The sequence below is a fragment of the Myceligenerans halotolerans genome (assembly GCF_054782975.1).
In genome coordinates this window covers 195455-209741 of the sequence record NZ_BAAGRL010000004.1, presented here as the reverse complement: position 1 = coordinate 209741, position 14287 = coordinate 195455, and the positions used below count along the sequence as shown (strand labels likewise).

13 protein-coding genes are annotated in these 14287 nt (G+C 71.7%); 7 read left to right on the top strand and 6 right to left on the bottom strand.

What is annotated here, in order from left to right:
- Nucleotides 1-122: 122 nt before the first annotated feature.
- The 3 genes from ACYVK5_RS01885 to ACYVK5_RS01875 all read left to right on the top strand — a co-directional run bounded on the left by ACYVK5_RS01885 (nt 123) and on the right by ACYVK5_RS01875 (nt 3822).
- Nucleotides 123-497: a metal-sensitive transcriptional regulator gene (locus ACYVK5_RS01885; protein WP_460701590.1), complete on the top strand. Its 375-nt coding sequence runs from the start codon at nt 123-125 to the stop codon at nt 495-497.
- Between the two features lie 92 nt (nt 498-589).
- Nucleotides 590-898: a heavy-metal-associated domain-containing protein gene (locus ACYVK5_RS01880; RefSeq protein WP_460701589.1), complete on the top strand. Its 309-nt coding sequence runs from the start codon at nt 590-592 to the stop codon at nt 896-898.
- A gap of 260 nt (nt 899-1158) precedes the next feature.
- Nucleotides 1159-3822 carry a heavy metal translocating P-type ATPase gene (locus ACYVK5_RS01875; RefSeq protein WP_460701724.1) on the top strand — a complete coding sequence of 888 codons (2664 nt, stop codon included), beginning with the start codon at nt 1159-1161 and terminating at the stop codon, nt 3820-3822.
- An 86-nt stretch (nt 3823-3908) separates the two neighbouring features.
- Here the strand turns inward: ACYVK5_RS01875 and cutA are convergent, their stop codons facing one another.
- Complete coding sequence (gene cutA, locus ACYVK5_RS01870) at nt 3909-4250, bottom strand: divalent-cation tolerance protein CutA (protein WP_460701588.1); 342 nt, start codon at nt 4248-4250, stop codon at nt 3909-3911.
- 271 nt (nt 4251-4521) lie between these two features.
- Here cutA and ACYVK5_RS01865 point away from each other — a divergent pair, with 271 nt between their 5' ends.
- Entirely contained in the window at nt 4522-5793 is a 1272-nt protein-coding gene (locus ACYVK5_RS01865) for an ATP-binding protein (RefSeq protein WP_460701587.1), read from the top strand.
- Between the two features lie 106 nt (nt 5794-5899).
- Here the strand turns inward: ACYVK5_RS01865 and ACYVK5_RS01860 are convergent, their stop codons facing one another.
- Genes ACYVK5_RS01860 through ACYVK5_RS01845 form a run of 4 tightly spaced genes read right to left on the bottom strand, consistent with a single transcriptional unit; the run spans nt 5900 to nt 8598 of the window.
- Nucleotides 5900-6697 carry an ABC transporter permease gene (locus ACYVK5_RS01860; RefSeq protein WP_460701586.1) on the bottom strand — a complete coding sequence of 266 codons (798 nt, stop codon included), beginning with the start codon at nt 6695-6697 and terminating at the stop codon, nt 5900-5902.
- Nucleotides 6694-7638 (bottom strand): ABC transporter ATP-binding protein, encoded by a 945-nt coding sequence (locus ACYVK5_RS01855; protein ID WP_460701585.1) that lies wholly within the window; start codon nt 7636-7638, stop codon nt 6694-6696. The genes ACYVK5_RS01860 and ACYVK5_RS01855 overlap by 4 nt, the downstream gene beginning before the upstream one ends.
- Complete coding sequence (locus tag ACYVK5_RS01850; RefSeq protein WP_460701584.1) at nt 7635-7940, bottom strand: transcriptional regulator; 306 nt, start codon at nt 7938-7940, stop codon at nt 7635-7637. Before ACYVK5_RS01850 ends, ACYVK5_RS01855 begins: the two co-directional genes overlap by 4 nt.
- Nucleotides 7933-8598: a hypothetical protein gene (locus ACYVK5_RS01845; RefSeq protein ID WP_460701583.1), complete on the bottom strand. Its 666-nt coding sequence runs from the start codon at nt 8596-8598 to the stop codon at nt 7933-7935. Before ACYVK5_RS01845 ends, ACYVK5_RS01850 begins: the two co-directional genes overlap by 8 nt.
- Before the next feature lie 196 nt (nt 8599-8794).
- On the opposite strand from ACYVK5_RS01845, the gene ACYVK5_RS01840 reads away from it, so the two are divergent.
- From ACYVK5_RS01840 to ACYVK5_RS01830, 3 genes are read left to right on the top strand one after another with little or no spacing between them, the layout of a single operon-like run.
- On the top strand, nt 8795-10330 hold the full coding sequence (locus tag ACYVK5_RS01840; protein ID WP_460701582.1) for a S10 family peptidase: 1536 nt from the start codon (nt 8795-8797) through the stop codon (nt 10328-10330).
- Between the two features lie 48 nt (nt 10331-10378).
- Nucleotides 10379-11167 carry a CPBP family intramembrane glutamic endopeptidase gene (locus ACYVK5_RS01835; protein WP_460701581.1) on the top strand — a complete coding sequence of 263 codons (789 nt, stop codon included), beginning with the start codon at nt 10379-10381 and terminating at the stop codon, nt 11165-11167.
- Between the two features lie 46 nt (nt 11168-11213).
- A complete protein-coding gene (locus ACYVK5_RS01830) occupies nt 11214-13808 on the top strand; it encodes a flippase-like domain-containing protein (protein WP_460701580.1) in 2595 nt (864 codons plus the stop codon).
- Nucleotides 13809-13904: 96 nt separating this feature from the next.
- Here ACYVK5_RS01830 and ACYVK5_RS01825 read toward each other — a convergent pair whose 3' ends face one another.
- Complete coding sequence (locus ACYVK5_RS01825) at nt 13905-14186, bottom strand: HU family DNA-binding protein (protein ID WP_460701579.1); 282 nt, start codon at nt 14184-14186, stop codon at nt 13905-13907.
- Between the last annotated feature and the right edge of the window lie 101 nt (nt 14187-14287).

Genomic DNA, 14287 nt, shown 5'->3' with positions numbered 1-14287 from the left:
GTTCACGCAGATCAGGTAGGAGCTGGCAGGAGCCCTGAAATTCCGGGCTGCTTCTCGGGTGCTCGTCGGGAATGGTGCCGCCGAGTTGCGCGTTGGCTACCCCCGAGGGGTATGGTGAAGACATGAGCGAGAACGAGACGCACGGCAGCCAGGCCACCCCGGCCGCCGTCGTCGGGCCGGACGGGGAGCACGGCCTCGGCCCGCACGACGGACCTCACGGGTACGCCTCCGACAAGGAGGCCTACCTCAAGCGCATGCGCCGCATCGAGGGCCAGGTGCGCGGCATCGCCAAGATGATCGACAAGGACGCCTACTGCATCGACGTCCTCACCCAGGTCTCGGCCGTGACCAAGGCTCTCCAGGCGGTCAGCCTGGCGCTCGTCGAGGACCACCTCGGCCACTGCGTCGTCGACGCCGCGAAGGCCGGGGACGACGACGCGGCCGCCGCCAAGGTCCGCGAGGCGGCGGATGCCATCGGCCGCCTGGTCCGTATGTGACACCGCCGCCGACCGGCCGTCGGCCCTGCACGACCGGCCGTCGGCCATCCGGCCGACCACCCGACAAGTAGCCCCACTCGAAGGAGAACAAGATGACCACCGTGACCACCCTGAACGTGACCGGCATGACCTGCGGGCACTGCGCGTCCTCCGTGACGAGCGAGCTCAAGGCCCTCGACGACGTGCAGGACGTGTCCATCGAGCTGCACGCCGGAGGCACCTCCCGGGTCGCCGTCGTCTCGAAGCTGCCGCTGACGGAGGCACCACTGCGCGACGCCGTCGACGAGGCCGGATACACCGTCGAGAGCGTCGAGGTCCTGGAGAACGCGGTGGCCGCCGAGTCGAGCGCGCAGGCGCCGGCACGCCAGGCGAGCCACACGCTCCCGATCGTCTCGAAGTAGCGGGCCGGGCCGAGCCGAGCCGGGCCGGGCCGTGGGGCACGAGGTTGCTTGCGGAATCGTGCGGTGAAGTGAAAGCAACCTCGTGCTCGGCACGTCGCTCTCACCGGGCGGCGCGATATGAGACCGGGCTGAAGCACAGCGGGTCGAGGCAGCGAGTTGAGGCACGGAGTGAGGAGGACGGGATCGTGAGCGACGTCAGGTCGGAAGTCCGGCGGGAACCCGCACGGACGGGGGGCGAGGTCGAGCTCGCCGTGGAGGGCATGACCTGCGCGTCGTGCGTGGCGCGGGTCGAGCGCAAGCTCAACAAGGTCGAGGGCGTCGAGGCGACGGTGAACCTGCCGCTGGAATCCGCGCACGTGGTGCTGTCCGACGACGTCGACGACGCCACGCTGCTCAAGGCCGTCGAGTCGGCGGGCTACCGGGCACGCGTGACGCGCTCCCGCCGTCGGACGACCCCTTCCGCGAACGCCGCGGACTCAGCGGGGACCGCGAGCGCTCCGGGTGCTGCGGGTGCTGCGGAGACCGCGGGCGCGCCGGGGCATGCCGGTGCCGCGGTGGCTGGTCGGGGGATTTCCGCGAAGTCGGGCAAGCACTCACCCGACTACACGGAAACCCCCCGACCTCACGCGAGCGAGCCCGACGGGGACGCCGGCGAACACGGCGCACACGGCAGCGAGCAGGGCGAGCACGGCGAGCACGGCGAGCACGGCGGCGGAGGCGGCGGGCACGATCACGCGGAGTACCGGGGTACCGACCTGCTGCGGCGGCTGCGCGTAGCGGCGATCCTCGCCGTTCCGGTGCTCGTGCTGTCGATGGTGCCCGCGATCCAGTTCCCGGGGAAGCTGTGGCTGGTCGCGGCGCTGTCGTTGCCCGTCGCGACCTGGGCGGCGTGGCCGTTCCACTCCGCGGCCGCACGCGCGGCACGGCACGGCTCGTCCACGATGGACACGCTCGTCTCGCTCGGCGTGATCGCGGCGACCGTCTGGTCGCTGTGGGAACTGGTCGCGGACGCGCTCGCGCCCATGCCGGGCGGTGAGCCGCACGTGTACTTCGAGGTGGCCGCCGTGGTGACGACCTTCCTGCTCGCCGGCCGCTACACCGAGTGGCGCAGCAAGCGCCGCGCCGGTGACGCCCTGCGGGCGCTGCTCGCGCTCGGCGCGAAGGACGCGGAGCGGGTGGCACTCGGCCCGGACGGCGAACCGCTCCGGTCCGACGACGGCCGCTGGCGCACCACCTCCGTGCCGGTGTCGGACCTGCGTGTCGGGGACGTCTTCACCGTCCGGCCGGGCGCGACGGTCGCCACCGACGGCGTCGTGGTCGACGGCGTGTCGGCGGTCGACACGTCCCTGGTGACCGGCGAGCCGGTGCCGGTGGACGTGACCGTGGAGGACGCCGTCGTCGGCGGGACCGTCAACACCTCGGGTCACCTGCTGGTCCGTGCCACGCGGGTCGGGGAGGAGACGACGCTGGCGCGGATCAGCCGGCTGGTGAGCCAGGCGCAGACGGGCAAGGCCCCGGTGGCGCGGCTCGCGGACCGGATCTCGGCGGTGTTCGTGCCGATCGTGCTGGTCATCGCGACGCTGACCCTGGTGGGCTGGCTGCTCGCGACCGGGGACCCCGACGCCGCGTTCACCGCCGCCGTGGCGGTGCTGATCATCGCCTGCCCCTGCGCCCTGGGTCTGGCCACGCCGACCGCGATCCTGGTCGGCACGGGTCGCGGCGCCCAGCTCGGCGTCCTGATCCGCGGGCCGGAGGTGCTGGAGCAGACGCGGCGCGTGGACACGATCGTGCTCGACAAGACCGGCACGGTGACGGAGGGCCGCATGACGCTGGAGGAGGTCCTGGTGCCGAGCGCCTCGGGAACGTCGGAACCAGGGTCCGCGGACACGCCCGAGCGCGACGGCTCGGGCAACGGGCAGGCGGTCGAGATGCTCCGCTACGCGGCGGCCGTCGAGGCACTCAGCGAGCACCCGATCGCCCAGGCCGTCGCCCGAGCCGGCCTCCGGGCCGGCACGTCGGAACCGAGCAGGCCGGAGTCCGGCGGGCCGGAGCAGGACGGCTCTGCGGACGATGGATCGGCCGGCCCCGGGTCGGACGGCTCCGCGAACGACGGCGGCCTCGAGGTCAGCGGCTTCGTCGCGCATCCCGGGGGCGGGGTCGAGGGCCTCGTGCGGAGGTCGCACGCGGGCCTGGGCAACGGACCCGGCGTCGGCGGCACGGGCCTGAACACCCGCCGCGTCGCCGTCGGGCGCGCCGGCTGGCTCGAGGGTCAGGGCGTCACGGTCCCCGCCGAGGTGGCGGCCGCCGTCGGACGGGCGGAGGCGTCGGGTGCGACGGCGGTCGTGGCCGCGCTGGACGGCACCGCGCGCGGGGTGCTGGTGCTGCGGGACCCGGCCAAGCCGACGTCGGCGGCGGCGATCGACGAGCTCAGGGAACTCGGCCTGCGGCCGATACTGCTGACCGGCGACAACGACGGCGCGGCCCGGCACGCGGCGCGCGACGTCGGCATCGCTGGCGACGACGTGATCGCGCGGGTGCTGCCCGACGAGAAGGCGGCGGTCGTCTCCCGGCTGCAGTCGGAGGGCCGCACGGTGGCGATGGTCGGCGACGGCGTGAACGACGCCGCCGCGCTGGCGACGGCCGACCTGGGGCTCGCCATGGGCACCGGGACCGACGTCGCGATGGAGGCGAGCGACATCACGCTGGTGCGCGGGGACCTCCGCGCGGCCGGGTCGGCGGTGCGGCTCTCGCGCCAGACTCTGCGGATCATCAAGCAGAACCTGTTCTGGGCCTTCGCGTACAACGTCGCGGCGATCCCGCTGGCGGCGTCGGGGCTGCTGAACCCGATGATCGCGGGCGCCGCGATGGCGGCGAGCTCGGTTCTGGTGGTCAGCAACAGCCTGCGCCTTCGGCGCGCGGGCTGAGTACTAGAGCCGAGGTGGTGGGCCGGTCTCCGTCCACCACCTCAGCCGTGCCCGAACTCGGCCGTGGTCGAGACGTGGGTCCAGCCTCAGTCCTGCCCGGTCTCGTCCGCCACCCACCCCAGGTACTCCTGGTGCCCACCGATCACCGGCGTCACCACGACTTCCGGGACCTCGTAGGAGTGCTCGCGCACGATGTACTCGGTCAGCCGTTCGGTGAGGGCGGCGGTCGTCCGGAACGTGACCCGCCATTCCCTCTCCTTCTGGACGGCGCCGTCCCAGTGGAAGACGCTCGTGATCGGCCCTTCGGTCTGCGCACACGCGGCGAGCCGCGCCTCCACCGCCGACACGGCGAGGTCCCCGGCCTCCTCCTCGGCGTCGAAGGTGGTCGCTAGCTGCACGAGCTGGGCTTCGCCGGGAGTGTTCGACATGGCCCGAGCGTATCCGCGCCGCGCAATCCACGGCGCCGGCACGGCCGCCGCCCGCGGCGCGGCCAACCGGTTGACGCCTGCGTGCACGGGGACCTGCGATCGGCCTGGGCGGCGGTGCGGTAGTCGCGCCAGACTCTCCAGATCATCAAGCAAAGGACGATAGCCGCAAGGTTCCACACTGGATCAGGTGAAGCATAGAGTCTGGACCAAGTGGAGCGTAGAAATAGGAGCAGATGTAGCGTAGGAAGGGGAGCAGATGTAGCGTGGCGGCATGTATCTCCCGAGGGTGCTGGACGACCGGCTGGATCGGTTGCTCGAAGACGTCCCTGCGGTCGCGGTCGTGGGACCGAAGGCCGTGGGCAAGACCGAGACATCGCGACGACGGGCCAAGGCGGTGATCGATCTCGGCGACGAGTTCGAGCTCGACCTCGTCAAGGGCGATCCCGAGCGTCTGGACGAGGGCCCGTATCCGCTGCTGATCGACGAGTGGCAGCTGCATCCGCCGGTATGGGACAGGGTACGACGCGCGGTCGACCGCGGCGTGGCTCCGGGTACGTTCATCATGACGGGCTCCGCGGCCCCGGCGAAGCGGCCGATGCATTCCGGAGCCGGGCGCATTGTGCAGGTCAGGATGCGCCCGCTTTCGCTTGTCGAACGCGGGCTGACCGCTCCCGCTGTCTCACTGGCGGCTCTTCTCACGGGCGAGAGAGGCCGAATCCGCGGCGAGTCATCGGTAAGCCTGTCCGATTACGTCGATGAGATCGTCGCATCAGGCCTACCGGGTGTACGGACCGTGGCGCGACGCTCCCGAGATGATCTGCTCGACGGCTACCTGGACGCTGTCGTCGAGCGAGACTTCCCCGAGGCAGGTCACAATGTCCGGCGCCCGCGGACGTTGCGAGCGTGGCTCCGCGCGTTCGCCGCTGCATCGGCGACGACGGCGGACTACGCGTCGATCACCGATGCCGCGACGGCGGGCGAGGCGGACAAGCCCGCGCGCTCCACGACGCTTTCCTACCGAGAGACGCTGGAACGCATGTGGCTCGTCGAGGAGGTTCCGGCCTGGACCGGGTTCGGAAGTGTGCTCAAAGCACTGGCAACAGCGCCGAAGCATCACCTGTGTGATCCGGCACTGGCAGCACGCCTCCTGAACGTCGACGCGACTACGCTCCTCCACCGGCCGAACCCGACCGACGTTCCCCTTCCACGCTCGACGCCTCTCGTAGGCGCTCTGTTCGAAAGTCTCGTGACGCTATCCGTCCAGGTGTACGCCGATGCCAACGGTGCGCGCGTCAGCCACTTCCGCACGAGGAAGGGAGATCGTGAGATCGACCTCATCGTCGAACGGCCCGACGGACGCGTGGTCGCAATCGAGGTCAAGCTGGCCGCGAGGCCGGACAACGGAGACATGAAGCACCTCAAATGGCTCCGCGACCAGATCGGCGACGACCTCCTCGACGCGGCAGTCGTTACGACGGGACCCGCCGCGTACCGGCGCGAGGACGGGATCGCCGTCATACCTGCCGCACTGCTCGGGCCATAGCAACCGGTTCGTCGCGTTGCAGTCCAGCGTCCGCCCGTGCGATCGGACACCCGCCGGGGCGGTGGGCCGGTCTCTCCGCCACCGCCCCGGCAGGTCCGAGGAGACCTCAGCGGAACCTGCGGCCCTCGTCCCTCCGGTACGACCAGGCCGCCAGGGCCGCGAACAGGATGGCCCAGCCCACCAGGACCGGGAGCGCCAGAGTGTAGGCGTCGTTGCCGGTGAGGGCCTGGACCAGGAGGTCGCGGCCGGCGCGGGTGGGGGTTCCCATGGAGATGGCATCCAGCCAGCTCGGGAAGATCTCCGGCGGCATGAACAGGCCGCCGGCGAACGCGAGCGGGAAGAGGATGACCTGTACCACGGGCAGGGCCGCCTTCGCGGGCAGGGCGTAGCCCACGCCGAGCCCGAGCAGCACGAACGGCACCGCCACCGCGAGGATCGTGCCGATGCCCGCGGCCAGCTGCGTGAGCGTCGCGGTCGCCTCGGTGAACAGCACGGCGACCAGGATCAGCGGGATCAGCCCGAACAGCGCGAAGATCGCGCCGTTGAGGACGCGCCCTGCCATCTGCGGCCCCGGCCCTGTGGGCAGGGAACGCAGGTAGGGGTAGAACGGCAGCTGCCGGTCCTCGGCGACGCCGAGTCCGTAGGTGAACAGGCTGGCGGAGCACACCGCGAACAGCCCGAGCCCGGCCACCGCCATCGTGGCCCACTCCGGGTTCCCCGCCACCTCCTCCTGCGGCACCACGAAGAACGCCATCGCGAGCGCCGGGAAGATCATGTTGCCGATCACGGCCATGGGGATCCGCACGGTCTCGAGAAACTGGTACTTGAGGTGCAGCCAGGCCAGGGTCCAGAAGGGCCGCATGCCCTGGACGGTGGGCCGGGGTCGCGTCGTCGAGGTGGTCATCGCTTCGCTCCTTCGGTCGTAAGATCGGCGTTCCCCGGGGCGGCGCCGGACTCCGCTCCCGGCGCAAGCCTCGTACCTCGGCCCGCGCCGTCCTCCGCACCCTTCGTCAGCTCGGTGAACGCCTCCTCCAGCGAGGCGTGCCGGATCTCCAGGCCGGTGAACTCGGCCCCGGAGCGAACCAGGTCGCGTACGAACGCGTCGGAGTCGGAGACGACGTGCTCCTGCCGCACCCCGCCGGGCCCCGTGTAGGAGACCCGGCTGGCGCCGACGCGTTCGAGGATCGCCGCCAGGCTGTCGTCCGCGAGGACGCGGCCGTGGTCGATGACGACGACCCGCTCCGCGAGTGCCTGGATCTCCTCGAGGTAGTGCGAGGTGAGCAGCACGGTCACCCCGGCCTGGTGGCAGGCGCGGATCGCGTCCCACAGCGCGGTGCGGCCGGCGACGTCGAGCCCCGTGGTGGGCTCGTCGAGCAGTACGACGCGCGGCCGCCCGGCCATCGCGAGTGCCACCGCGAGCCGCCGCTTCTGCCCGCCGGAGAGCGACCCCGTCTGCCGCCGGGCGAGGTCCTCGATGCCGAACTGTGCCAGGAGTTCCGGGGTGGGCACGGGGTCGGGGTAGTGCCCGCCCACGAAGTCCACGACCTCGCCGACGCGGAGTGTCGCGGGGAGCCCGGTCTCCTGCGGGGTCATGCCGAGCGTCGTGCGGGCGGCGGGGCTGGTCGGGTCCTGGCCGAGCAGCCGCACGGTGCCGGCATCGGGCCGGCGCAGGCCGCTGACCAGGGAGAGCAGCGTGGACTTCCCGGCGCCGTTCGGGCCGAGCAGCCCGACGAGCTCACCCGGGCCTACGTCCAGCGAGACGTTGTCGAGGGCGACGATGTCGCCGAACGTGCGGGTCACGTCCGTCACGGAGACGACGGGTGCGCCGTCATGGTTCAGGTTCATGCTCCAGTTCCCTTCAGGAGGCCGGCCAGCGCGGTGCGGTAGTCGCGAAACGCGGTGCGGCCACGGTCGGTGAGCTTGAGATAGGTCGCCGGGGTGCGTCCCTCGTGGGTCTTGGTGACCTCGACGTATCCGGCGTCCTCAAGTTTGCGGAGGTGGGTGGACAGGTTTCCGGCGGTCATGTCGAGCAGCTTGCGCAGCTTGGGGAACCCGATCTCGTCGCCCGGGTCGAGCGTGGCGAGCGTGGCGACGATCCGCAGGCGCGCGGGCGCGTGGATGACGGCGTCGAGATCGTTCTCAGTCATGGCCGCCCCGTCGTCGCGCCTGGACGACGGCGGTCACCGCCCCCATCACGAGGAACCCGCCGCCGCCGAGCAGCGCCATGACGAGATTGGTGCCGGGCAGCCCGACGAGTGTCGCGACGGCGGCCGTGACCAGCATCCACACGCCGAGCGCGTAGAGGCCGTTCTCCTGGAAGACCATGCCGCCGCCGAGGTACATGAGCCCGACGATGAGGGAGGCGATCCCGTTCGCGGCGATGGCGATCATCTCCTCGCCGGCGCCCGCGCGGATCAGTCCGTTGAGAATGGCCCACAGCGTCAGGAAGCCGAGCATCCATCCCCAGCCGTACATCGCCCCGACGCGTGCCGAGGTGCCGCGGGTTCCCGATGTCCGCCGGATCGAGTGCACCATCGTGAACACCATCGCCGCGGTGATCGCCACGGCCAGTGTCCAGCCGGCCCAGTTCGCGGGCCGGCCCCCGTCCTGCGAGGTGAACCACATCGCGAGGTAGCCGGTCATCCAGGCGGCGCCCCAGGCGAGGTACAGCAGGCGCGCGTCGGGCTCGAGGCCGCTGCGGGTGCGTTCCTGCTGGTCGTCGATCATTCGGAGGCGCGCGGCGGCGTCGAACGTGTCGCCGCCGCCCGGTTCCGTGCCCGACGGCGAGTCGTGGTTCGCTGACATGATCCGTGACCTCCTGGCCTCAAACTGGTTTGCTATGCAAACCAGTTTGCCTCACCTCGCAGGCCCGGCACAAGGCTTCACACTGCTGAGGTCCGTTCAGCAGGGTCCCGCAGACCTTTGAGGCCCGTGTTGAAGGGATTCAATCCCTACTGAACGCAGGTCAGCCGGCGCCAGCCGGTGGGGTAGGTTTTCGCGGGTGAGCGACACTCCCAAGTCCACCAGCCACTCCGCACCCGAGACCAACAGCACGGGCGGGCCGCCGTCGGGCAGCGACACCGGGGCGGACAGCAGCACCGGAAGGCTGCGGGCCGAGCCCCAGGACGACCTCGTCACCACCCGCCACACGCTGCACACCCCGGACGGCGACCTGGCCTACACGGCCACGACGGGCCGCATCGTGCTGCGGGAGGAGGTCACCAAGGACGACAGGTACGACGGCCGCAAGCCGAAGGCCGAGATGTCCCTCACGTACTACACGCTCGACGACGGGGACGTGACGCGACGCCCGGTGACGTTCGCGTTCAACGGCGGGCCGGGATCGTCGTCGGTCTGGCTGCACCTGGGCCTGCTGGGACCGCGCCGGGTGGACTCGGGCGACGTCGGGGACCTGACCCCGCCGCCCTACGGGCTGCTCGACAACCATGAGACCCTGCTGCGCGTCAGCGACCTCGTGTTCATCGACCCGATCTCCACCGGCTGGTCCCGCGCCGCCACGGGTGAGAACGCCAGGCCGTACCACGGCTTCACGGGCGACCTGGAGTCCGTGGGCGAGGTCATCCGCCTGTGGACGTCCCGCCACGACCGGTGGATGAGTCCGAAGTTCCTCATCGGCGAGTCCTACGGTGGCACGCGAGGTGCGTCCCTGGCGGAGTACCTGCAGCGCCGGTTCGGCATGTTCCTCAACGGCGTCATGCTGATCGCGCCGGCCCTGAACCTGGAGACGCTCTACCACGCCGACGGCTCCGACCTGCCGAACCCGCTCTTCCTCCCGGTCTACGCCGCCACGGCGCACTACCACGGGCTGCACCCCGGCCGGTCGCTCGACGAGGTGGTCGCCGACGCCCGCGCCTACGCCGACGAGTACCGCGCCGTCCTCGCCCGCGGCCAGGCACTGGACGACGACGCCCGCGCCGCCGCCGTCGCCCGCGTCTCCGCGATCACCGGGCTCAGCGAGGACTACGTCGACCGCGCGAACCTCCGCCCGGAGCACCTGCGGGCGTACGCGGAGCTGCTGCGGTCGCGGCGCCTCGTGACGGGCCGCCTGGACACGCGGTTCACCGGCCCTGCGGACCACTACGTGCACGAGAAGATGCCGAGCGACCCCTTCCTCACCGCGATCCTGGGGCCGTACTCGGCGGCGCTGCACCACTACCTGCGCGGCGAGCTCGAATACGGCAACGACGCGGTGTACGAGGTCATGACCGGTGCGGTGCACCCGTGGTCGTACAAGGAGTTCGAGGGCCGTGCGGTCGACGTCGCGGACAAGCTCGCCGAGGCCATGATCGTCAACCCGCACCTGCGGGTGCACGTCGCCATGGGCCGGTACGACGGCGGCGTCCCGGTCGAGGCGATCGAGTACAGCCTCGACCAGATGCCGATCCCGCGCGAGGCCCGCGAGCGCATCGAGACGAGGACGTACCCGGCCGGGCACATGATGTACGTGCACCCGGAGGCGCGGATCCAGCAGTCCGCGGACCTGGCGGCGTTCGTCGAGCGGGCGTCCGGGCGGTGATCCGGCGCGTCCCAGCGCACACCCAGCCAGGCGGGTGAGGATCGGCGCGTGAGCACTGTGGAGAGCCGGCGGCGGATCGGCGCCGAGATCTGGATCGTGCTGGGGCTCAGCCTGGGCAAGGCGGCGCTCTACTCGGTCGTGAACATCACCGCGCGCCTGACCGACGGCACCCCGCTGGCCGAGCAGACCGCCACGCTCAACGCGAGCCAGTCGGAACGGCCGTGGCTGGACCTGACGTACCAGTTGCTCGGCATCGGGTTCGGCCTGGTCCCGGTCGCGCTGGCGCTCTACCTCCTGAGCGCCCGCGGCCGGGGCGCGCTCGCCCGGATCGGGCTGGACCGTGCCCGGCCCGGCCGCGACCTGGTGTGGGGCGTGGGGCTGGCGGCGCTGATCGGCATCCCGGGTCTCGCGTTCTACTCTCTCGGGCGCGCGCTGGGCATCACCGTCGAGGTGCAGGCCAGCGCGCTGAACGAGCACTGGTGGACGGTGCCGGTGCTGCTGTTGTCCGCGCTCTACAACGGGCTCCTGGAGGAGATCATCACGGTGGCCTACCTGTACGAGCGCACGCGGGACCTGGGCTGGGGACGCGTCCGGTTCGTCGTGGCGAGCTCGCTGCTGCGCGGCTCGTACCACCTGTACCAGGGGATCGGGCCGTTCCTGGGGAACGTCGTGATGGGCATCGTGTTCTCGTGGTTCTACACGTCCCCGAGGTTCCAGCACGGCGGCCGGCACCGGATCGTGCCGCTCGTCGTCGCGCACACCCTGCTCGACGTGGTCGCGTTCGTCGGCTATGCGCTGGTTCCCGCGGCGTGGCTGGCGGCCATGGGCGCCGCGTAGCCGGGTTGTCCCTCGCGTGGCAGGCCACAGCCATAGACTCGCGAGTATGTCCCACGCGACCGAGCGGGCCGCCGACCCCGTGAGCGTGGTCCGCGTCGTGGACACCCCTGAGGTCCGCGTGCGGCACCCGCGCGATCTGCTCGGCCTGGTCGTCAGCGCGCTCGGCGTGGTCCTCGTCCTCGTGATGTCGGTGGCGGCGCACGGCACCACCGAGGGCGTCACCGAGGACGTGCGGAACTTCAACGACCTCGTGGCCGAGATCCTGTTCATCCCCGTCGTGGTGCTGCAGGGCGTGGTGGCCATCCTCGGCCCCATCGCGGTCCTCATGGAACTCGGCCTGCGCAGGCTCGGCCGCCAGGTCGTGGAGTCGATCGTGGTCGGCATCAGCGGCCTGCTCATCGGGATCCTGTTCGGGCTCGGCGTGCGCTACCTGGGCAGCGACGAGCTGGTCCGCGGCATGTCGGTCCTGGTACCCGGCGAGGGCTACCAGCTCGTCATCCCCACCTACGCAGTCGCGCTCACCGCGCTGCTCACCGTTGCCGGGCCCGCGACCCGCCGTCGTACCGTGCGGTGGACGTGGAACCTGCTCTTCGCCGCGCTGCTCGTCGTCCTCATCACCGGGCAGGTGTCGCTGCCCGGGGTACTCGTCGCGCTGTTCCTCGGCCGGGCCGTGGGCCAGGCCGGACAGTACGTCTCGGGCGTCCGGAGCGAACGGGCGTACGGCCCGGACCTCGTCACGGCGGTCCGGCGCGCGGGGTTCCGCCCGCAGGCCGTGGTCCGCGTCCGCGCCGTGTCCGACCATGCCGAGGGCGACGACGACGCCGCCCCGCTCACGGCCGAACCGGTCACCGAGGTGGACGAGACCGGCGCGGCCACCACCCGCGTCCCGTTCAGCGTGCTGAGAGCACCACGCGAAGCCGGTTCGCGACCTGGCCGGCCCGCGCCGCCGTCGGACCCCGCCACGCTGGCCCTCGCCCGGACCCGCGACACCCGCGTGTACGCGCTGTTCACCGACGACGGCGTGCGCCGCGACGTCGTCGTGCTCGACGGCGACCGCCAGGTGGTCGGTACGGTGACCCGGCTCTGGCGGGCGCTGCGGCTGCGTGGCATCGAGGGCCGTGCCGCGATCTCGCTCAAGGCGGTGGCCGAGCGGCACGCGCTGCTCTCGTACGCCGCGATGGCCGCCGGGGTGCGCACGCCGCGGCTGCACGGCATCGGCGAGGCCGGCGACTCCGTGGCGCTCGTGCTGGAGCACCCCGAGGGCGCGACGCCGCTGGCCCAGGTGCCCGCGGACGACATCGACGCGGAGGTGCTCGCCGAGGCGTGGGACCAGCTCGGCCGCGCGCACGGGGCGGGGCTGACGCACCGCGCCCTGGCCCCCGACGTCCTGCTCGTGCACCGGGACGACGACGGGGACCCGCACGTGTGGCTCACCGGCTGGGAACAGGGTGACATCGTCTCCAGCCCGCTCTCGCGACGCCTCGACCTGGTGCAGTTGCTCGCGCTGCTGTCCGTCAAGGTGGGCGCGCGGCGCGCGGTCGCGTCGGCGGTGCGCGCGCTGCCCGACGAGGACATCGCCGCCATCGGCCCGCTCATCCAGAGCATCGCGCTGCCGCGGCCCACCCGGGAGGCCCTGCGCGCGCAGAAGGGACTGATCGGCGAGTTGCGGGACGCCATCGTGGAGCACCTGCCCGAGGCGGACATCCAGCCGCAGCGGATCACCCGGTTCAGCGCGCGCACCGTCGTCATGCTGACGCTGACGATCGTGGCCGTGGCGGTGGTGGTCGGCACGATCAGCTTCGAGCAGATCGCCGAGGCCGTGCGCGGGGCGAATCCCTGGTGGGTGGCCGTCGCCTACGTTTTCGGGCTCATCACCTGGTTCGGCGCCGCCCTGACGCTCGTGGCGTTCTCGCCCGTCCGGATACCGCTGTTCCGGGCCACGATGACGCAGGCAGCCGGCTCGTTCGTGGCACTGGCAGCTCCGGCGGGGATCGGGCCGGCGGCCCTCAACCTGCGCCTGCTGACGCAGCGGAACGTGCAGCTGTCGATGGCGGTGGCGACGGTGGCGCTGGTGCAGGTGTCGCAGTTCGTGGTGACCGTGCTGCTGCTGATCGTGATGTCGGTGTTCACCGGGGAGGGCGTGCTGGTCCAACTGCCCTCGGCGTCGATCCTCATCGCCCTGGGCTGCGTGGCCGTCGCGGTGGTGGCGGTGCTCCTGGTTCCCGGGGTGCGACGGCGGTCGCTGAACTACGTCCGGCCGCGCGTGCGGCAGGTGTGGCCACGGCTCGCGTCGATGCTGTCGCACCCCGGGCGGCTGGCCGTGGGCGTCGCGGGGAACCTCGTGATGACCCTGGGCTACGCCCTCACGTTCGACGCGTGCCTGCGCGCGTTCGGGGAGTCGCTGCCGCTGGTCGACGTCGCGCTGGTGTACCTGGTCGGGAACGCGCTCGGTGCCCTGCTGCCCACGCCGGGCGGCCTCGGCGGCGTGGAGGGGGCGCTGACGGCCGGGCTCGCGGCGGCCGGGCTCACGCCGGTGCTGGCGGTGTCGGGCGCCCTGCTGTACCGCGCGGTCACCTACTGGGGGCGCATCCCGCTGGGCTGGGTCGCGATGCGGTACCTGGAGCGCAAGGGGGACCTGTAGCGGGCCCCGGACAAGCCGGAGGCCCGGCACCCTCGAGGTGTGCCGGGCCTCCTTGCGCCGATCAGCTCGGCAATCACCGAGCGAGTCGGCGTCGCGTCACTTGGCGACAGCCTTCTTCAGGAGCGAGCCCGCGCTGATCTTCACACCGAAGTTGGCGGGGATCTGGATCTCCTCGCCCGTCCGCGGGTTGCGGCCGGTCCGGGCAGCGCGCTCGACGCGCTCGGCCGAGAACAGGCCGGTCACCTTGACGGCCTCGCCCTTGCCGAGCGACTCGATCAGCACCTCCTGGAAGGCGTCGAGCGCCTTGTCGGCGTCAGCCTTCGTGAGGCCGGACTTGCCTGCGATGGCCGAGACGAGCTCGGTCTTGTTGAGCGACATGCGGTTCCCTTCTTCGGACACAGAGTCGGCCGTCCCGCCGACGTCGATGTCCGATCATGCCAGCAGATCGGCAGAAAATCGCGAAGAACGGCATTTCTGCC